Below are 19,826 nucleotides of genomic sequence, written 5' to 3' on the forward strand. Positions count from 1 at the left end.
GAGTTAGGAGTTAGGAGTAATGACTAAGTAAGGAGTTATCAATTTTACAACTAGATTCTAAGTGCAGAAGATTATTTTCTTTTGTCTTTTCTGCTCCTCTGCTCTCGTCTAAACTTAAAAACCAAGACTCAGCATTCTTAACTTTTAACTCCTAACTTTTAACTCCTAACTCCTAACTCCTAACTTATCACTCAGGACTGACAATGACTGAAGCAACGGCTGGTAAAGATCAACAACATCCACTTTATAACCGAGATCGCCCCCTTATTGATATTTTACTCGCTCAAGAGGCGACAGACTATAATTTAGCAGAATTGGCTAGACTGCGAATGCGTTATCAAGGGTTTCCAGGGGCGAGAGACATCCAGAAAGACCTAGATAAAGTCTTGCAGCAGTGGGGTTTGAGCGAAGCCGAGCTTTTTGAGAAAACTCGTCAAATTCACGATTTGGGGGGAATTTACAAAAGTCGTGGTAAGAAAGACGAACAGGATTGGAATTAATTATGGGGGATGGGGGATGGGGAATGGGGAATGGGGAATGGGCATTAGTTATTCCTTCCTATTCCCAACTCCTAACTCCCAACTCCCAACTCAGCACTGCCTACTGGAATGGCGATCGCTAATTCTGTGCCTTAATCTCATGGGCAATGGCTGTAACAAGATTGCCCAGTACCGACATTTTTTCTTTTTGCACGAGACTGTATTGTGTCTCTTGCAGGTCGTGTAATGCTTGTTGAGTCAATTGTGCTGTTGTGTCGATGAGCTGCAACACACTTGCGTTACACTAAAATATCTTACTTAAAATTGTCAACAGTTCGGCTTGGCTCACTGTTAATCCTGAGCGCAGCCGAAGGTTCAACTTGGATTGCCTCTTCCCCTGCCTCCAGTTGCTCCCGTTGTTTGCCATACTCCCGCAGCTGCTTCAATAGGTTTTCTTGGGACGAGTTAGGAATAGACGGACTGGGGGTTGCTTGAAGGTTAGTGTCGATATTTCCAAAATTAGCAGGTGAGGGATTAATCACGTAAACGGGTAGCGACTTGTCATTAAACGTCGCCTGTTGGGTTGGTTCTGGGGTAGGAATTAGATTCTTTGGTTTGCTCACAGCAGCTTTTACCGAATCTAAAGTGGTAGCAACTTGCACTTGTTGCTGCATCTGTTGTGTAGAAGAGACTAAACCACTTAAACCATTCACCAATTGCCGCAGATTTTGGCGAAAATTAGGATCACCTGTCAATTCATCTAAATCAGATGTAATTTTTTGGGTATTTTCAAAGGTTACTCGTGCTGAATCTAAGGTTTGTTGCAGCAGCACCGCATTCTTTGGATCATTTAAGGTTTGAGAAGCATCGCGTAAATTAGCTGAGGCTTGCGCTGCATTAGCTGAAAGAGCTTCTAAATTGTTGAGTAATTCACCTTGAGTCAATCGATTGACAGATGGTGATAAGCTACTGACTGTAACACGCAATTGGTTGCTGGTTTCGGTGATATTATTCAACGCACCAACTAGCGCCGAACGATTTGTTGTCAATAAATTATCCAGGTTGTTCAGCAAACGGTTTGCTTGAGTTGCAGTTGCACCAAATTTATTTACTGTTTGATTCGCGGATGTATTAAGTTGGTTTGTCGCCCGTTGCACTGAATTAGCTGTGGCTGAAAAGGTATTAAGTTGTTGTTGTAAGCTTTTAGTCAAACCTTGTAAATCCTGACTTAGCTCAGTAAAACTGGATGCTGCGCCTGTAGTACTTTCTAGAACCCTATTGACATTTCTATAAAATTTTGGGTCATTGTATACAGCGGCTAACTCAGTTGAACTGCGAATGAGTGCATCAACACTGATACCAACCTGACCTTTTAACCGAGAGCCATTACAGACGATGAGACTGGTATCACAACTTTTATCTAAGGGTTTAGCAATCACAACCCCAGCAGGTAAGGCTGTTCTTGGTGTGATGTCGATAATACTTTCGCTAATTAACCCGCTTTGATTAGCTTCCACTACTACATTTCGGGGCATAATTAGGTCAGTTTGGGCAATTTCAATCTCTACATCAATAGCATTTGGCCTTGGTTGAACCTGGGAAATCGTTCCTACCTTAAAGCCACGATAGCGAACTGCTGCTCCCTTTTGCATTCCGCCAGCGTTGGCAAATTCTACAATAACTTTGTATGAACGACCAGCAGCACTGAATCTATTTAACCAAAGAAAGAGTAATCCAAATACCCCTAGTCCTAGCAGGAGTAATAACCCCACAGAACCTTCTCTAAATGTTCGCCCAGACGCGAAGCGGCTTGTCATAAGACCTCGCATTTTTTTGCCTCCACCAACAATCAACAACCAATTAGGAGTTAGGAGTTAATAGTTAGGAGTTAATAGTTAGGAATTAATAGTTAGGAATTAATAGTTGAATTTAACTCCTAGCTTTTCATTTTTAACTCTTACTCTTAATTCCTCATTCCTCACTCTTCACTTTTGAGTTTCTAGCCGGCGACTTGAATCGGGCCTTTCACACTTCCACTGATAAATTGTCTGATCAAGGGATTTTCTGTGTTGTATATTTCACTAACTGTACCCTGCCACTGCACTCTACCTTCATAGAGAAATATAAGTCTATCAGCTGTACGGCGGATAGTGCTGTCTTGGTGGGTAACAACAGCATAAGTACTACAAACTCCCTGTGAACTTTGCAAATACCGGATTAAATCTTCGATTACTGTTGAGGCAATGGGATCAAGTCCGGCTGTTGGTTCATCATATAGTAGAACTTCTGCGCCTTCGCTGGGATTATCGGGGTTAGACATAATCGCACGGGCAAAACTCACCCGTTTTCGCATTCCCCCGGAAAGTTCGGCGGGGTAGAGGTGGCCTATTGCTGGTAAACCTACCATCTCCAATTTTTCTTTTACCAAATCTCGGATGCGCGATCGCGGCAGCTTTGAATTTTGATAAAGTAAAAATCCTACATTCTCTTCCACTGTCAGCGAATCAAATAGCGCCGCCTGTTGAAACACCATACCAATGCCAACCTGCTGGCCACCATCCTCAATCAAACCGTCTCGCCGCACTCCTTGCACATAAATTTCTCCTTCATCGGGAGTAAGTAACCCCGCCATTACTCGTAAGATAGTTGATTTACCAGTCCCCGATGGGCCAATAATCCCCAGTGCTTCTCCCCGGTAAATGGTCAAGTCTACATTATCTAGAACTTTATGGCTACCAAAGGACTTAGAAACACCTTTCAGTTCAATCAATGGTTCAGTCATTAGTTATTAGTCATTGGTCATTGGTCATTGGTCAGTAGAAAATAAACAAATGACTACCGAGAACTAATAAAGGACAAATATGCCCAATAGTGATGTCATAGTTATTGGTAGGGCATTGTATAGTACATCATAAGTATATGATTAGCATTCTGATTAGCAAACTTTATTTTTTTAGCATAATATTTAGTCATTTGCGATGTTCCACGTCCCAAAATACTCTCAACGCAAGGCTGACAAAGGCACGTAGTAATTAAACATCTCAGTAATGGTAAACTAAAACTCTAATTTTCTGTAGACATCAGAAAAATTGCTTATTAGTATAAATGTACTCAGCCTTGTTATAACTACTAAGAGAAAAGCTCCGACAACAAAAATCTAATTAATAAGTTTATACCAGATATAAAAATCAAATTTAATTTGTGAAAATCAAAATCTTCAGATTTTCAACTTTTTATATAAGTCCAAAACCTTATTTCATGAATGATTAAGTATAGCTATAGAAAAATTTATTTTACTGCCATCCAAAGTTATTCAATTAGTCGCGGGTCTGAATCCCCGACTGATTTATTCTGACTCCTGAATTCTGACTTCTGAATTCTTCTTCAATAGATGATTGGAGAGTTTAATAGCCTTACCTGCCAATCTTGGAGTTGGCAAAGTCCAAAAATATTTACTAGTATTGTAACAATTACTGTTAAAAATCAAAGTAAAAATTATGAGTAGCCAATTAGAACAGTTTGCAAGTGATAATTCTTCTGGTATTTGTCCTGAAGCACTGGAATATATGATTAGGGCAAATCATGGTAGTGTTCCAGCTTATGGAAATGATGAATGGACTCAAAAAGCCACAGATTATTTTCGGGAACTCTTTGAAATTGATTGTGAGGTATTTTTTACCTTTAACGGTACAGCAGCAAATTCTTTATCTTTAGCTGCTCTTTGTCAGTCATATCACAGCGTTATTTGTCATGAAACATCTCACATAGAAACAGATGAATGTGGCGCACCAGAATTTGCATCTAATGGTTCTAAACTGTTACTCGCTCAAGGTAAAAATGGCAAATTAACATCAGAGTCTATTGAGGCAATTGTCACTAAGCGGACTGATATTCATTATCCAAAACCTAAAGTTATTAGTATTACACAATCAACTGAATTAGGAACTTTATATTCTATTGAAGAACTTTTAAGTATTAAAGAAGTTGCGAAAAAGTATAACTTAAAGATTCACATGGATGGCGCTCGTTTTGCAAATGCAGTTGCCGCTATGAATCAAAGTCCTGCTGAAATTACCTGGAAAACTGGAATCGATGTATTGTGTTTTTGTGGTACAAAGAATGGTATGGCATTGGGTGAAGCCATTCTTTTCTTCAACAAAGCATTAGCAGAGGATTTTGACTATCGATGCAAGCAAGCAGGACAGCTAGCTTCAAAAATGCGGTTTATTTCCGCTCCCTGGTTGGGTTTATTGGAAACTGGTGCTTGGCTAAAAAATGCCAGACACGCCAATCAATGTGCTGAATACTTAGAAAATCAACTATTAAACATAGAAGGCGTGGATTTAATGTTTCCTAGAGAAGCCAACGCCGTGTTTGTGAAATTACCTGAAGAAGTCATTCACAGCTTGAAAGCCAAGAACTGGCAGTTTTATACATTTATTGGTGTGGGAGGAGTACGTTTTATGTGTTCTTGGAACACTACTCAATCAAGGATTGATGAATTGATTGGTGATATTAAAAACGCAACTATTGAGAAAAAATAAATATAAAAAATGGAAAATAATGAAATAAGTACAGCAATTCTAAAGCTGCCCTAAATTAAGTAAATGCAATTAGTGATAACTGGCAATATAAGTGCTTACTTGGCATTAAACTTCAACCGCACTTTTGGTTGTTGCCATAATCCCAAGCGCTTATTTTGAGCATTAGCTTCTGCAATTAAAAATTGGGTTTTGCTCTCGTAGCAATTTTGTAAAGATTCTCGATCAACTACAGCATTACCTGACTCTACCAAAAGGAGATTTACTGACCGATTATTCACAAACACTTCACCAGCTGCGTGACCATTTTTGAGTTGTTCTGTGTTTCTAATTACGACAGGAGTTTGAGGTGGTAGTAGCTGTTTTAATTTTTGTGTTGCTGCTAAACCAGATGGCTGACCAGTTGCTTCTGGTGCATTAATACACGCTAGCTTTATTGTGGTTGTTTGTCCTGCATTATCTTTAACCAAAATTGTGTTCCCGTCTGCAATACCAACTACTGTAGCTAGCACCAAAATTAGTTCAAGTAACTCCATCATTTTGTCCGTAATATTTTATGTATAAATAAATTTTATTTCAGTGCTTAGATTGCTAGTGTGATTTAACTCACAAGTTGTAAGTAACAGTAATAGATATTGCCTGTAGTGGTAAAATGCATTTACATAAGGAAGTGCGATCGCGTAACTCCCTAAGCTATAGCGATTCTCCTTTGGATTGAATGTATCATAACTAGACGTACATTTTTTTGTTAGCGATCGCCTACCTTTAGTCTAAGAGGATGTTTAAAAAGTTTTGAGCGAATATAATTCGCTACTACACAAGCTAAGTCCACCTGCGTAGACTAGCAGAAAATCGAGTTTTATAACCCAATACAGTTCAGATAAGACCAAAAAACTTGTAGAGACGGCGATTTATCGCGTCTCAAAAACCCACAATTTTGTACAATTAGCCCTTAAATGAACCGTATTGTTTTATAACCCGCGTAGGCGGGTTTTGTATGTGTAGCCGCGGCAAGTAATAATTTAGACTTTTCAAGCAACCTCTAAACTCCAGATTGACAAACTTTTTGCCCTTATGGATACAACAGCCCTGCTTTTTAAAGGGGTCGCCACAAGCACAGAGTATCTTCCGGGGCAAAATATCACTTAGTGTTTATTTAAGTTTTTCGTGAGCAGCCAAAATGATTTTTTCGGTTTCTTCCCAGCCAATACATTTATCAGTTACAGAAATACCGTATTTTAATTCTTCCTTACCAGTAATTGGTTGACTACCTTCATATAAATGTGATTCCAGCATCATGCCAACTATTGATGTATTACCATCCACTATTTGCTGAATAATATTTTCTAAGACAGCACCTTGTAATTTGTAATCTTTATTGGTATTGCCGTGGCTACAGTCAATAACAATTCTCGGTGGTAAATTTGCCTGTTTTAATTTCTCTTCTACCACTTTTACATTTGCTGCATCAAAGTTGGGTTGACTACCACCTCTTAAAATTACGTGACCATAACCATTACCTTTAGTTTGAAATACGCTCACCTGTCCGTTTTGATTAATTCCCAGAAAATTATGCGGATTTCCGGCTGATTGGAGAGCATTCAAAGCTACTTGAATATTGCCGTCAGTACCGTTTTTAAAACCCACAGGCATCGAAAGTCCACTTGCCATTTCGCGGTGAGTTTGTGATTCGGTGGTGCGTGCTCCAATGGCAGACCATGTAATCAGTTCACTAATATATTGGGGGATGATCGGATCTAGTGCTTCTGTGCCAGCAGGTAATCCCAACTCTGTAATTTTTAATAATAGCTCCCGTGCAATTAATAACCCATTCTCTACATGGAAAGAATCATCCATATCTGGATCGTTAATTAATCCTTTCCAGCCTACGGTTGTTCTTGGTTTTTCAAAATAGACTCGCATAATTAGTAGCAGATTATCCTGGACTCGCTCGGACAATATTTTCAACCTCTCAGAATATTCGAGCGCTGCTTTTGGATCATGGATTGAGCATGGGCCAACTACTATAAATTTTCTGCGATCCTGAAAATCTAGGATATGTTCTATTTCTTGTCTATATGCTAAAACTCTTTGTTCTGCTAATTGGGTTAAAGGGAATTTTGATTTGACTTCATTGGGAGTTAATAAAATGCGATCGTTCTCAATGTTCGCGTTGTCGATATTACTATTAAATAATGTGTTGTGCATGGGATGATTTTGCAACTTTATATACGCACTTCAAATCAGAATTGTAACACAAACTCATGTTTTTTTTAAATAGCCTTTTTTATGCTTGACAAATTTCTAATTAGACTGTAGACGATTAAGATAATAAATGAAAAAGGGGAAATATTTTCCCCTTTTTTATTTGCTATTGGACTACTGATTGAGTTTTAGTGTATATTTTTACTGCCATACAAATACTTTAGCTTCGTATGGCCCCAAGTCAGTTATGATTCCATCATCACCAGATTCGACATCATAATTGCCTGTCCATTCATGCCATGTACCAGCACTAGGAAAGTTAGGAACATGATAGCCAGCGAGGAAGTTTTCTGAGAAATTTGCTATTACAACTACACGAGAACCTTCATCATTCCAACGAGTATAAGCTAATACTTTTGCATCGGCATTTTCGTGGATAAAGTCAATATTTTCTGTGTAAAGTGCATGATTACTTTTACGAAGGTTGGTTAGACCTTTGTATGATTCAAATAAACTACGATTGAGATCATTACCTAACAGTGTCCAATCAATTTTTGATGATTCAGGTTGTTTAGGTTTGTACTCGCCAAATTCTTCTCCCATCCAAATCAAAGGTACGCCAACAGCAGTCATGAGGATGGCTACTCCTAATTTAGCCCGCCTAAAGGCTTCTTCGTTAAAAATCTCACGGTTTCCTAATTCAACCATCACATGGTTATGGTCATGATTGGTGAGGTAATTTACTACATTGGTAGCACCCAAGAAGCCTTGGCGCTTGCAGTCAATAACATCTTTGAGACGCTCTAAATCAAATGTATCACCGCAGATATGTTCTAAAATGCAGTGATAAAAACTGTCATGCCAGCAACCATCCATTGGGCCATCTACATTGGTAATGCTGGTAGTTTCAGGAATGTGTTCAGCAACATTATAAAAAGGTTTTGCACCAGCAGTTTTTTTGGCTTCCTGAACAATCCAGTACATGAAGTCGTAGTTAGAAATTTGCCTCGCCGCATCATAGCGAATACCATCAAGATGATATTCCTCAATCCAGAAACGAATTGTATTACCAATAAATTCCCGCGCTGGATGAATCTCTAATTTTTCATCATAATGTTCATAATTAAACTCAGGACCCCAGTTATTATCAGGATCACGAGGTTCATGATGATACCAATAATCGTGGTCAATTTGTGTTAAGGGAGCAGATGCTTCTGAGTGGTTATAAATACCGTCAATAATTACACGAATGCCTCTTCCATGACACTCGTCAATCAATTTTTTCAACCCAGCAGTAGAACCATAACTTGATTCTGTTGCAAAGAAATGACGTGGATTATAACCCCAGCTATAATCACCAGGATATTCTTTAAGCGGCATCAACTCAATAGCGTTGATTCCCAGTTCACACAAATAATCTAACTTTTCAATGACATGTTTGTACTTACCTCGTGCATAAGGGTCATCTTCGCCACCAGAAAAGTCACCAACATGCAATTCATAAATTACTAATTCGTGGTCAGCAGGTAAAGGTTTATCATCATGTTGCCAAACGTATGTATCAGTAATCCTTTGCCCATCTTTGATGTGGATAACACCATCATCTTTCCCACTCAGTTCATCTATATCAGTTGCATAAGGGTCTGTAACCTCAACCCATTGTTCTGGTTCAAAAAACCATGAATTTGATTGAACGCGAAATTTATATTTATAATCGCCATCTTCTAGTTCAACACTTGTACGAAAATAACCATCATCACCTTTTTCCATTGGAATTTCTTGCCAATCAGAAAAAGAACCAATTAATGAGGCTCCTTTGTTATAAGGTGCAAATAAATTAAATTCAATTGGCTTTGCCATAGAAGTGTTTGTAATATCAAGGGTTGATAGGAATATTCTCTGATGCTCAATTGAATTTGCAAATCGCTCTAGAGAAATAATTAGATCAGCAGTGCTTCTATCTTCAGGAATAATTGATAAAATCTTTATAAAAGTTAACTATGTTTTTTTGATTTTGGCTGTTTGCAACACTTCTTGATTGACTAAAATACAGATTTATTGTATTTTATATTTTGCCTATAAAACTAGTATTCTTAAACACCTGTTACATATAATTGTAAAAGTTAAGTAACTAAATAAATAGTTTTTTATTAAACTCTAATATGGTAGATATAAGGTTCATATTTGATTTTTTAAATACACAAATGGGAGCCAGTATTTTGCGGAAGTTACCGACGCTCCATTACTCGCTAAAGCTGTGCTATCTGTGTGGCAACTGGCGTTGTGTTATACCGTAGGCTACGCACCAAAACTTCGGGTGGTACGTTACAGAAGCCTTAACCCTACATAATAGACTTGGAGTTTTTCACCCAATCAAATTGGATTGATATAGTCATTAAAAATAGGATATTTTTTGCCACATATCTGCTGGTCAGATTACTCAATTTCGCCGTTAGTTTGTTGCAGATAACTTAATAACCAATTCGCCGCTGTTGCTCTACGAGTTTGCCGAGGCCCAAATTCACCAATCTTATAACCTTTGAAGCCCAGTTTTTGTTTTAACATTTGTTTATTTTCAGCAGGAATGGAACGAGTCAACTTAACTGTTGCGGGGCGAGATTCAATAAAATTTGGTGGTTGTGGGTACTCATTCTGCCATTCTGGCGAAACTTGGCTAGCGTCCCATTGTGCAGTTGCAAAGTCATAGCGATAGCCTAAATAATGCCATAGCAACTGATTAACTGTGGCATCATCAAATTTCTCTTCAAGAATTGCCCAAATTGTTTCTGTATTGAGCGGCGGCAGGTTAGACATAAAAAGCTCAAAATTACAAGTAGGAAAACTGACTATTAATTAAATTTACAACAATTAGTAGGTAGTAAAAAATACTTTATCACTACCTTGCTAGAATCCCAAAGATCGGGATAATTTTATTTTTATGATAATCATTATGATGGAGTTACAGGCAGTCGTCGGCGACCTGTAAAAGAACGTGGTATTTTTTGGAAACAGAAGTATAAAGAAGAATTACATTTCTATTCTCCTCCTTTGGCAAGCAGGAAATTAGCTAAATACTAAGTCTGCTTGAAGAGATAGGATTTATTAAAAGAGTAAAATTTTAGGAGTAAACCTCTGTCTTTACAAGTTTTTACCGTTCCTAGAGCCACTTCTCAACCCCCGGCAGGTTTAATTGTTACTTTGCATGGTTGGGGAGCTAATGCTGAGGATGTAGCATCATTGTTACCCTTGCTCAACTTACCTGATTACCAGTTTGTATTACCCAATGCACCTTATCCTTATCCCTATTCCCCTGTAGGGAGGGCATGGTATGACCTGCGGGTGGAAAATATGTATGAAGGATTGGCAGAAAGTCGGCAACTGCTAACAGATTTTTTGGAATCTTTAGAAAGTACCACTGGCGTACCTTTATCACGCACCATTTTATGTGGATTTTCTCAAGGTGGGGCAATGACTTTAGATGTCGGATCAAAATTACCCCTAGCAGGTTTAGCTGTCATGAGTGGGTATTTACATCCTGATGCCCTAACAGCAGCTAAAAGTGGGATTTCACCGATTTTAATCAGCCACGGGAGATATGATGAAGTTGTACCGCTGCAAGCTGCTTTGAAGGCACGAGAAACTGTACAGTCTCTAGGAGTGGCGGTAGAATATCACGAATTTGACATGGGGCATGAAATAAATCCACAAACGTTAGAGGTGCTACGGAATTTCGTTGTAAATGTAATTGGCTAGTCAGAATTACGAATTTTTTATAAATTCTGGTATAAATGCTAAAAATCTCACGAAATGAATCACCTCTAATGAGTAATATATATAGGGTGGCTGCGTTCAGCGCAACTTAACCCATGCTGAAAGTGCGTGCTGCATAAGGGAGGGGCAAACATTATGACAACTCTAAGCATTTCCAGGAAAGAAATTGCTGCCATAACTGCGGCAGAGGTAGAAGAACTGGCTACACGTTTGGAGCTAGACAATTATAGTAATGCTTTTGAGGGTTTAAATGATTGGCATCTATTGCGAGCGATCGCATTTCAGCGTCCAGAGTTAGTTGAACCCTATATCTACCTTTTAGACTTGGAACCTTACGATGAAGCGTAGCAATTTTAGATTTTAGATTTTAGATTTTAGATTGAAGTCAACTGGCTACAATCAATGATTAGGGTTAATGTATCACTTGCTTAATCCAAAATTGCCAATGCAATCTCCCTTAAATCCAAAATCCAAAATCCAAAATCCAAAATTTAACAGGGTTCTAATAGGTGTAGGTGGCGGTATCGCCGCCTACAAAATCTGTGAATTGGTTTCGACGCTGTTTAAAACTGGGGTGGAGGTTAGAGTTATCCTCACCCGTTCAGCACAAGAATTTATCACACCTCTGACAATAGCCACTCTATCTCGTCATCCCGCCTACACCGATGATGATTTCTGGAAACCAATTCACTCTCGTCCGTTGCATATTGAGTTGGGTGAATGGGCAGATGTCATGGTAATTGCTCCTTTGACAGCTAATACATTAGCCAAGTTAGCCTACGGGATGGCGGATAATTTACTCACAAATACCGTGCTGGCTTCTACTTGTCCCGTGCTGTTAGCACCCGCAATGAATACGGATATGTGGGAACAGCTATCAGTGCAGCGAAATTGGCAACAGCTATTGATCGATAGCCGATATCATGGAATGAATACAGCATCAGGATTATTAGCGTGTGATCGCATCGGTGCTGGTAGATTAGCAGAACCTCCAGAAATATTCGCTCACATCCAATCGTTGTTAAACACTCAAGGTAAACGAGATTTAGTAGGTAAACGAGTGTTAATTAGCGCCGGGGGAACGCGAGAGTTTCTTGACCCAGTAAGGTTTATTGGTAATCCTTCCACAGGTAAAATGGGATTAGCGCTATCGCAAGCCGCATTTCACCGAGGAGCAAATGTCACTCTGGTACATGGCCCAGCTAATTGGGATGTACCATTGGGAGTACAAGGGATTCCCGTCATTAGTGCAGACGAAATGCAGCACGCCATGCTGGAATATTTACCCAACGCTGATATCATTGTGATGTCAGCAGCCGTGGCAGATGTGAAGCCACGAGATTATAGTACAGAAAAATTACCCAAGCGATCGCTTCCCCAAACTTTACCCCTGGAATCTGTACCGGATATAGTCGCCCAATTAGCACAACTTAAACAGCCACATCAGATATTAGTTGGTTTTGCAGCACAAACTGGAGATATTGTCAAGCCCGCATTAGAAAAATTACAAAATAAAAAATTAGATGCGATCGTTGCTAATCCCATCGATCAACCTGATAGTGGTTTTGGTAGCGATAATAATCAAGCGATATTTTTAGATAGTCAAGGAAATCAGGTAGAAATTGCACCTTGTTCTAAATTAGAAATGGCGCATCAGTTATTTGATTTTCTTTCCACAGTCCGAAACAGATGAAAGAACTAGCAACCGAATCACCATCCACCTGGCGTTTCATCCCAATGCTTCAGACATCAGGAGGAGTGCAAATGGCGATCGATGCTTGGTTGTTCAACCAATGTGAAAAGGGACAACACTCACCTACCCTGCGTTTTTATACTTGGTATCCATACGCACTCTCTTTGGGACATCTGCAAAAACAATGGCCCGCCCAGTGGCATAATCTGATTTACCAGGGACAGGCACTCAAACTAGTTCGTCGTCCAACGGGAGGTAGAGCTGTTCTCCACCAAGGAGATTTAAGCTACGCCCTGATTACCTCAGCTAGTAATGGAAAAAGCTGGGGTACTTATGAACAAATCTGTAACTTTTTGATCCAAGGCTGGCAAACTTTGGGTATTGAGTTAAATTATGGTTCCGCTGGACGAGGTTACATTCACAATCCCAGTTGCTTCAACACAGCAACAGCTGCGGACTTAGTTACTGCTGATGGAAGTAAATTTATTGGTAGTGCCCAACGCAAGGGAAGAAATACAATTCTTCAACACGGCTCGATGATTTTGTCTACAGACAAAGGTTTATTTCAGGAAATCTTTGAACAACCGGCTCCGTGGAATACCTCGCTTTGTAACACGCAGGAAGAGGAAGGCTGGATTGCAAAGATTGTGGAGACATTGACAGAGACGGCAAAACAGTACTTTGGCATAGAACTAGTTAGCCAACCATTTACCGATCTCGAATGGCAAGATATTCTCAAATTGCGATCGCTTTATGAGGTGCAAACGCCTATTCCCAAACTTTAGCTTATGTAGAAAATACGTAGAAAGCCAATTCTTTTTAAGTCAAATAGCTGTACAGCGTAGTTTTGCAGGGCAAATAAAAATGCTAAGAGCATAAGAGCAAATCTCACCCCAGAACAAGCCCAAAAGCTGGTAAAGGAAACTACTACTTTCAATTGGGTATAACCCGTATGGTCTATGGCTTTAAGTCACTTTTATAGATTCTACAATATAAGTAAGGCATAAAAATAACGCTTCAATTATATGAAAATACTCTCATCAGAGCTAGTCCATTTGGGATTTGGCAAATATGTGCGTTCTGACCAAGTAACAGCAGTTATACCAATAGAAGAGGAGCGAGGCCCAGGGCGACGAACCTTTGTTCACATTCAAGGACAAAGCGATCCAATTATCGCCTCTCGCGCTGAAGATACCATCGTGCGTGATTTAGTACAAGAACCACGCGAGGTTACTCAAGCCCGTGAGCAGCAAGAAATTCTTCAAGATTTATTGGTAAATCTAGGTAATGTTAATTCGACTGTGCGACGAATTAGCCGTGATGAAGGCACTTTGGATCTTGATTTGTTAGAGCGACGACTTAAGCAAGTCCTTGAAAATTAATTGCAGAAGTCAGCAAATTTTCATAACGGAGAACGATATTGCTGAATACCATTACAGACCAAGTTTCAGTATCAGATACACAAACAAGATCGCCAAAGTTGTGGATACCTGAACGGGTACTGTTTACACCTGCTGCCTTAGATGAGGATTGGGGGCAGCAGATTCTTGCGCGTGTGCAGTCACTCAACTTACCAATAGAAGAACTATCACAGAACCGTCTGAAGGGTCTGCGCGGTGAATCTGAGCGGGATACTTACAACATCGCCAAGCGTACCTTAGCGGTGGTTACTGCACCACCCAGTTCTTTGAAATTGAGTCCGATCCCACCTTCTGCGGATTGGCAGTTTCACCTTGCCGAAGGTTGTCCGGCTCATTGTCAATACTGCTACCTAGCGGGTAGCTTGTCAGGGCCACCTGTCATCCGCGCTTTTGCCAACTTACCGCAGATATTAGAGAACTTAGCGAATTACGAGCAGAAGGGGAAAACCACAAGTTTTGAAGTTAGCTGTTACACAGATCCATTGGGTATTGAGCATTTAACTGGAAGTCTTGCTGAATGTATCCGTTACTTTGGCACTCGTACCAATGCACATCTACGTTGGGTATCGAAATTTGATGCTGTGGATGGATTACTCGACTTACCACACAATGGGAATACTCGCTGTCGGATGAGCGTTAATGCCGCACCGATTTCTGGTAAGTTTGAAGGTGGCACAGCATCCGTAGCATCCAGACTTAATGCATTGCGACGGTTGGCGTTACCACAAGAACGTGGCGGTAGCGGATATCCTGTAGGCTTGGTGATTGCGCCAATTATGCCGATAGACGATTGGCAGATGCACTATAGTTATGTGTTTGACCAGATAAACGAGGCACTGGATTTTGACTGTGATCTTACCTTTGAGTTAATTTCCCATCGGTTCACGCCTGGTTCAAAAGAAGTGTTACAAACTTGGTATCCGCAATCAAAATTAGAGATGGATGAGGCAAAACGCAGTGTCAAGCGTAATAAGTTTGGTGGGACGAAGTACGTTTACGATCGCGACACCATGAAGGCGTTACGTTGCTTTTTTGAGAGTGAGATTACTAGACGCTTTCCAAATGCTGAAATTCTTTATTGGACTTAGTAGATCACTTCGCTCAAATACAGTTTGAGCAAATTAATTATTGGGCAAGAGAGCGATCGCATCTATATGAATGATCGCTCTCTTTTCAGTTTGCTCAAAAGCTGGTGAGTTAGGGCTTTAGCTTTAACCCTACTTAAGATTTACGCGGGAGTAGGGAGTAGGGGAAGAAATTAGCCCTCGATTTAGGTTTAAAGCCGTACTTCGTCCCGCTACGCGCTTTCGCCCGCAAGTGGCGCGATAAAATCCTTGTAATTCTCTTGGTAGGTTGAAACCCCGCCCGATGAAAAGCTGCTTAGTTTCCCTACTCCCCACTCCCCACTCCCCACTCCCTTTCATTTTATAAATGGTGTCTTACCTTTAAAATCTAGTGGTCTGTCCCAAAAGTTTTGATGAGTTCGTAGTAAGCACTTCAGTGCTTAAAAATCCAGGACTAAAGTCCTGACTACGAAATTTTTTACCCTTCGCCTGGGTTTGGCTACGCCCACTAAAAGCCGCATAATTTGGGCAGATGACAGGCGGCGTTATACATTAATAAGTGTATCTGCAATACCGGACTTGTTCTGGCTTAGTCTCAATAGCAAAGGTTTGGAGATGTTTACTTTATCAGAAACTTCTATCCTGGCGGCAATCCTACTGTTAGCTTTAGGCATTTTGGGCTGGGGCTTTTATCGCGCCAGACCTTTTGGTAAGCTGGGAATCTTAGCCTGGTTACAGTCGGTGGTGTTGATGACTCCCTGGCTCCTATTTTTTGGATTGTTTGCCGCAGGGATTTACATCAATATAGCGGGTATATTGTTCTTAATAGTGACTTCCGCTGGATTGTACATCTACTTGGGCAGACAGTTACGCGCAGCTGGGCAAGATGACATCCTTAAGCAACGCGCAACAGAAAGGCTCGCTGCTGCTTCTTCAATTGAAGCAAATTCCCCACAACCAACAGCAGCAGAACAAAAAGCGGAGATTCCGCCAATACCGGAAGATGACTTGAATGCAATTAAAGGTATTTTCGGTATCGATACGTTTTTTGCCACAGAAACCATCGCCTACCAAGATGGAGCCATTTTCAAAGGCAATTTGCGGGGAGAACCAGAAGAGACTCACAACCGTCTAACGGCAAGTTTACGGCAACGCCTTGGTGAGCAATATCGCCTGTTTTTAGTGGAAAATACAGATGGCAGACCAGTAGTGATTGTCCTGCCGAGCCGCAATGATCCCCGTCCGCTTCAGTTATCGCAAAAAGTCTTTGCAGGTATTTTGTTGGTAGCAACTATTGCCACGAATTTAGAAGCTGCGGGATTACTACTGAATTTTGATTTCTTTGGCAATCCAGCGCGGTTTCAAGAAGCTTTGCCCATCGGTGCTGGGATATTTACGATTTTAGTAGCTCACGAAATTGGTCATTGGTTACTTGCGCGGCGTCACCAAATCCGCCTTAGCTGGCCTTTCTTTCTACCCGCAGTGCAAATTGGTTCCTTTGGTGCAATTACCCGCTTTGAATCTTTGTTGCCCAACCGCAAAGTATTATTTGATATCGCCTTGGCAGGGCCAGCCGCAGGTGGTATCGTTTCTTTGTTAATGCTGGTGACAGGCTTGCTGCTTTCCCACCCAGGTAGCTTATTTCAATTGCCCAATCAGTTTTTTCAAGGGTCAATTTTGGTGGGAAGTTTGGCGAGAGTTGTCCTTGGTTCGGCGTTACAGTCATCCCTGGTAAGTGTTCATCCTTTAGTGATAATTGGTTGGCTGGGGTTAATTATCACGGCTTTGAACTTAATGCCCGCAGGACAACTAGATGGTGGCCGCATTGTTCAGGCGATTTATGGACGCAAAACCGCAGGACGGGCAACGATCGCAACTTTAATTTTACTGGCGCTAGTGTCTCTCGGTAATATGATTGCCATGTACTGGGGAATCGTCATTTTCTTCTTACAACGAGATCAAGAACGCCCCAGCTTGAATGAAGTCACTGAACCTGATGATGCTAGAGCCGGTTTGGGTCTTTTGGCTTTATTCTTGATGATTACTACGCTTCTACCCCTAACTCCCGGTTTGGCTGGGCGTTTAGGAATAGGATAGTGCTGAATTAGGAGTACAGACGCGATTAATCGCGTCTGTAAAGGAGTTAGGAGTGAAGCACATACGATACTTAGAAAAATTAAATCCGATTTGTAATTCTAGTAATCAATTTATATATCTTTCTCTAAAATTATTATTTTTTAGCATTATTATGCTAATTTTCCTTATTGGTGGGTGTGAGAAGGAAAATGAATATGAGGCGCAGGAAAAACAAATATCAAGACTGGAGAAAGAAGCAGAAAAAAATATTATATCTAAAGTACAGACTCAAAATAACTACTTCTTAAAGCACAAAACCTTTTTTAAACCTCCTGACGAACCAGCAACTCACTATGGCTCGTTCCCACCAATTTTTGGAACACAAAGATGTTATCGGTACTATACTGAAACAGATACTAAAGTTTTCTCTCAGACAACTCTTGATACTGTTTATAGCTATGCCGTTCAAGACGACTGCGGTGGTATGTTTGGCTTTGAAATTAGGTGGTATGTTGGAGCGGTCTTTGCTGTTCGCATGAATGGGGACAAGCAACTTAAAATGATAAGTATTGTCTGTCGAAACAAAGAAAGTTATGGGCGTGTAACCTCTCAACCAGAATATATAAACAGTGTAGCAAAATGCCCTCCCAACACAACGCAAGTATTACCAATTTAACTAACTCTGCAAATGAAACAACACAGGTATTTTCCAACTAGTTGCTTTTTTAGTAAAAAAGTTTAGTACCTTCCAAGACAGATTCTTAAGTGATTGTCGGTGAAGCTTGACTTAAAATTAAGTGATGTGTTCACCGACAGCTTGTGAGGAAAATTAACTGAAAGGTTTCCAACCTGCTAGCAGATTCGGGTAAGCCGTTGGTGTAGGGAAAATTTTCTGGAAGCCAGTTTGACGCTCTTGAGGCTTTTCTTTGCTCATGTTCCAGAGGGTTTCATAGAAAAAGAAGGAGACTCCAGCAAAATTGCGATCGCGTGCTTTTTGCACTTGAGTCTGAATCTGCTGCATCGGTACAGACCGATTTTTCAACCCAGCTAAAATGCCAATACTCACCGGAATATGGCTCTTGGCGGCTTTCACTTCTGGGTATTCTAATTCCTTAACAAAAACATTTAAATCATCACGATAGATTTGCAAAACCAAATCTTCAACAATTCCCATCCGTTCCCACTTTTGCCAGTCTGCTAAAAAGTATTCGTAGGAAAAACGTTGAGGATTAGGAGCAACGGAAACCAGGCAATTTTTTTTAGTAGCTTTAATAGCTGTAAATACCCGTTTCATAAAGTCGGTGATTTTGTTCGCTCTCCAGCGCACCCATTCTGGATCTTTAGAGTTTTTGGAGGGAGCTTTACCACGGTGTTCTTTTTTGTAAAGCGCCACTGTGTAGGCATCGTATCCTAATTCTGATGGTAAGCCAAAATGGTCATCAAATTGAATGCCATCGATATTGTAGTTTCTGACAATTTCAACGATTAAATCTTGAATAAATTGTTGTACTTCTGGGCGAAAGGGATTTAACCAAACGCGATTATGTATGCCTTCTTTGATAATCCGCGTCCCGTCACTCTTACTGGTGAGCCATTGAGGACGATTTTTAGCTAATAGAGAATCTGCTGGTGCCATGAAGCCAAATTCAAACCAGGGAATCACTGTTAACCCTTTTTGATGTCCTACATCAACAATTTCTTTGAGGATATCTCGCCCTTGGAGTCCGGGTGTGGGATCGAGCGATCGCCCGATAACTTTTTGGGCAACTTTGCTAGGATACAATGTATATCCCCAATTCCAAACTGCTGGATATATGGTGTTAAAATTGAGTTCGTCAAGGCGTTGCAAAGATCCCTTGAGGCGATCGCGCTCAAATAACACATCACTATCAATATTTGTTAACCACACCCCCCTTAACTCGGATGTGGGCGTTGGCGGCAGATTAATTTGAGCGTTCAAAGGGAACGATAGCATTACCGTAGCTACCACGCTCAAGGTAAGCATAACGACAAATAACCCCGACTTTCTGCTTTGGCGAATATTCCACCAAGAAGGAAACTCAACACACCACTTTATAAACCTTTTCATCATTTGGTTACAGACATCATCAAATTATGAACGATCAGCATAAATAGCGATCGTTTCGATTGTAAGCGCTAAAACAATCGTCATGAAGTGCATACACCAGAAAACATGAAACAAGGATTAGAAACTGGGGAGCGTCAATCTTGCCCTTGCCAATCCCAGCTATCAGCTAGTGATTGTCAATTATAATACGAGCGATCGCACTGCGAAAGTTCTGACTCTGATTACAATTTTAGAATGGGAACAATCATTTTCAAAGCTTTGGCATCAGAGGTGATAGAAAACTACTTGAAGCCGACAAGACATTTTTTTGTTAATCTCTATGATGCGACGAATCCTGCGATCGCTAATAACTCTAAATCTCAAGACTTTCCTCGTTCCCAGTCTACGTCCTAAAAACTCTAAATCTATAAGACTTTCCTCGTTCCCAGTCTCCGACTGGGAATCCATTCATTGAGTCAGAGACTCAATGTCTGAGTAGAGACAGTAG

Annotated in this window: 19 protein-coding genes; 11 read left to right on the forward strand and 8 right to left on the reverse strand. The window is 40.5% G+C overall.

Annotated features, from left to right (window positions below; genetic code table 11):
* The first annotated feature begins 203 nt into the window (after nt 1-203).
* A complete protein-coding gene (locus RRG12_RS32165) occupies nt 204-500 on the forward strand; it encodes a DUF3288 family protein (RefSeq protein ID WP_069070021.1) in 297 nt (98 codons plus the stop codon).
* Nucleotides 501-618: 118 nt separating this feature from the next.
* Here RRG12_RS32165 and RRG12_RS32170 read toward each other — a convergent pair whose 3' ends face one another.
* From RRG12_RS32170 to RRG12_RS32180, 3 genes are all read right to left on the reverse strand, one after another.
* A complete protein-coding gene (locus RRG12_RS32170) occupies nt 619-771 on the reverse strand; it encodes a hypothetical protein (RefSeq protein ID WP_176726985.1) in 153 nt (50 codons plus the stop codon).
* Between the two features lie 22 nt (nt 772-793).
* On the reverse strand, nt 794-2,308 hold the full coding sequence (locus RRG12_RS32175) for an MlaD family protein (protein WP_256090944.1): 1,515 nt from the start codon (nt 2,306-2,308) through the stop codon (nt 794-796).
* A 170-nt stretch (nt 2,309-2,478) separates the two neighbouring features.
* Entirely contained in the window at nt 2,479-3,261 is a 783-nt protein-coding gene (locus tag RRG12_RS32180; protein WP_069070022.1) for an ABC transporter ATP-binding protein, read from the reverse strand.
* Between the two features lie 715 nt (nt 3,262-3,976).
* Between RRG12_RS32180 and RRG12_RS32185 the strand changes: the two genes are divergently transcribed.
* Complete coding sequence (locus tag RRG12_RS32185; RefSeq protein WP_420761985.1) at nt 3,977-5,023, forward strand: low specificity L-threonine aldolase; 1,047 nt, start codon at nt 3,977-3,979, stop codon at nt 5,021-5,023.
* A gap of 95 nt (nt 5,024-5,118) precedes the next feature.
* On the opposite strand, the gene RRG12_RS32190 is transcribed toward RRG12_RS32185, so the two are convergent.
* From RRG12_RS32190 to RRG12_RS32205, 4 genes are all read right to left on the reverse strand, one after another.
* Complete coding sequence (locus tag RRG12_RS32190; protein ID WP_420761986.1) at nt 5,119-5,559, reverse strand: thermonuclease family protein; 441 nt, start codon at nt 5,557-5,559, stop codon at nt 5,119-5,121.
* Nucleotides 5,560-6,172: 613 nt separating this feature from the next.
* The gene (locus RRG12_RS32195) at nt 6,173-7,228 is read right to left on the reverse strand and encodes a 3-deoxy-7-phosphoheptulonate synthase (protein WP_420761987.1); all 1,056 of its coding nucleotides are present in this window, start codon (nt 7,226-7,228) and stop codon (nt 6,173-6,175) included.
* 198 nt (nt 7,229-7,426) lie between these two features.
* Entirely contained in the window at nt 7,427-9,085 is a 1,659-nt protein-coding gene (locus tag RRG12_RS32200) for an alpha-amylase family glycosyl hydrolase (protein ID WP_069070026.1), read from the reverse strand.
* A 576-nt stretch (nt 9,086-9,661) separates the two neighbouring features.
* Nucleotides 9,662-10,039: a DUF1823 family protein gene (locus RRG12_RS32205; RefSeq protein WP_420761988.1), complete on the reverse strand. Its 378-nt coding sequence runs from the start codon at nt 10,037-10,039 to the stop codon at nt 9,662-9,664.
* Between the two features lie 318 nt (nt 10,040-10,357).
* Between RRG12_RS32205 and RRG12_RS32210 the strand changes: the two genes are divergently transcribed.
* From RRG12_RS32210 to RRG12_RS32245, 8 genes are all read left to right on the forward strand, one after another.
* Complete coding sequence (locus RRG12_RS32210) at nt 10,358-10,978, forward strand: alpha/beta hydrolase (protein WP_420762003.1); 621 nt, start codon at nt 10,358-10,360, stop codon at nt 10,976-10,978.
* A 153-nt stretch (nt 10,979-11,131) separates the two neighbouring features.
* Entirely contained in the window at nt 11,132-11,344 is a 213-nt protein-coding gene (locus tag RRG12_RS32215) for a DUF2555 domain-containing protein (RefSeq protein ID WP_069070029.1), read from the forward strand.
* A gap of 97 nt (nt 11,345-11,441) precedes the next feature.
* Nucleotides 11,442-12,689, forward strand: a complete 1,248-nt coding sequence (coaBC, locus tag RRG12_RS32220; protein ID WP_420761989.1) for a bifunctional phosphopantothenoylcysteine decarboxylase/phosphopantothenate--cysteine ligase CoaBC — start codon at nt 11,442-11,444, stop codon at nt 12,687-12,689.
* Nucleotides 12,686-13,474, forward strand: coding sequence for a lipoyl protein ligase domain-containing protein (locus RRG12_RS32225; protein WP_420761990.1), 789 nt, complete (start codon nt 12,686-12,688; stop codon nt 13,472-13,474). Before coaBC ends, RRG12_RS32225 begins: the two co-directional genes overlap by 4 nt.
* Nucleotides 13,475-13,714: 240 nt before the next feature.
* On the forward strand, nt 13,715-14,071 hold the full coding sequence (locus tag RRG12_RS32230; RefSeq protein ID WP_420761991.1) for a hypothetical protein: 357 nt from the start codon (nt 13,715-13,717) through the stop codon (nt 14,069-14,071).
* A 104-nt stretch (nt 14,072-14,175) separates the two neighbouring features.
* A complete protein-coding gene (locus RRG12_RS32235; protein ID WP_420762004.1) occupies nt 14,176-15,198 on the forward strand; it encodes a spore photoproduct lyase family protein in 1,023 nt (340 codons plus the stop codon).
* A gap of 591 nt (nt 15,199-15,789) precedes the next feature.
* Nucleotides 15,790-17,271 (forward strand): site-2 protease family protein, encoded by a 1,482-nt coding sequence (locus tag RRG12_RS32240; protein ID WP_420761992.1) that lies wholly within the window; start codon nt 15,790-15,792, stop codon nt 17,269-17,271.
* Between the two features lie 52 nt (nt 17,272-17,323).
* On the forward strand, nt 17,324-17,926 hold the full coding sequence (locus RRG12_RS32245) for a hypothetical protein (RefSeq protein ID WP_141699702.1): 603 nt from the start codon (nt 17,324-17,326) through the stop codon (nt 17,924-17,926).
* Nucleotides 17,927-18,079: 153 nt separating this feature from the next.
* Here RRG12_RS32245 and RRG12_RS32250 read toward each other — a convergent pair whose 3' ends face one another.
* Nucleotides 18,080-19,339: a glycoside hydrolase family 10 protein gene (locus tag RRG12_RS32250; RefSeq protein ID WP_420762005.1), complete on the reverse strand. Its 1,260-nt coding sequence runs from the start codon at nt 19,337-19,339 to the stop codon at nt 18,080-18,082.
* 234 nt (nt 19,340-19,573) lie between these two features.
* Here RRG12_RS32250 and RRG12_RS32255 point away from each other — a divergent pair, with 234 nt between their 5' ends.
* Entirely contained in the window at nt 19,574-19,732 is a 159-nt protein-coding gene (locus RRG12_RS32255; RefSeq protein ID WP_420761993.1) for a hypothetical protein, read from the forward strand.
* Nucleotides 19,733-19,826: the final 94 nt, after the last annotated feature.

The organism is Nostoc sp. CALU 546 (assembly GCF_048836525.1).

Coding starts and splice junctions, on each gene's coding strand:
- RRG12_RS32165 (WP_069070021.1), top strand. CDS start 204: ATGACTGAAGCAACGGCTGGTAAAGATCAACAACATCCACTTTATAAC.
- RRG12_RS32175 (WP_256090944.1), bottom strand. CDS start 2,308: ATGCGAGGTCTTATGACAAGCCGCTTCGCGTCTGGGCGAACATTTAGA.
- RRG12_RS32180 (WP_069070022.1), bottom strand. CDS start 3,261: ATGACTGAACCATTGATTGAACTGAAAGGTGTTTCTAAGTCCTTTGGT.
- RRG12_RS32185 (WP_420761985.1), top strand. CDS start 3,977: ATGAGTAGCCAATTAGAACAGTTTGCAAGTGATAATTCTTCTGGTATT.
- RRG12_RS32190 (WP_420761986.1), bottom strand. CDS start 5,559: ATGATGGAGTTACTTGAACTAATTTTGGTGCTAGCTACAGTAGTTGGT.
- RRG12_RS32195 (WP_420761987.1), bottom strand. CDS start 7,228: ATGCACAACACATTATTTAATAGTAATATCGACAACGCGAACATTGAG.
- RRG12_RS32200 (WP_069070026.1), bottom strand. CDS start 9,085: ATGGCAAAGCCAATTGAATTTAATTTATTTGCACCTTATAACAAAGGA.
- RRG12_RS32205 (WP_420761988.1), bottom strand. CDS start 10,039: ATGTCTAACCTGCCGCCGCTCAATACAGAAACAATTTGGGCAATTCTT.
- RRG12_RS32215 (WP_069070029.1), top strand. CDS start 11,132: ATGACAACTCTAAGCATTTCCAGGAAAGAAATTGCTGCCATAACTGCG.
- coaBC (WP_420761989.1), top strand. CDS start 11,442: ATGCAATCTCCCTTAAATCCAAAATCCAAAATCCAAAATCCAAAATTT.
- RRG12_RS32225 (WP_420761990.1), top strand. CDS start 12,686: ATGAAAGAACTAGCAACCGAATCACCATCCACCTGGCGTTTCATCCCA.
- RRG12_RS32230 (WP_420761991.1), top strand. CDS start 13,715: ATGAAAATACTCTCATCAGAGCTAGTCCATTTGGGATTTGGCAAATAT.
- RRG12_RS32240 (WP_420761992.1), top strand. CDS start 15,790: ATGTTTACTTTATCAGAAACTTCTATCCTGGCGGCAATCCTACTGTTA.
- RRG12_RS32250 (WP_420762005.1), bottom strand. CDS start 19,339: ATGAAAAGGTTTATAAAGTGGTGTGTTGAGTTTCCTTCTTGGTGGAAT.
- RRG12_RS32255 (WP_420761993.1), top strand. CDS start 19,574: ATGGGAACAATCATTTTCAAAGCTTTGGCATCAGAGGTGATAGAAAAC.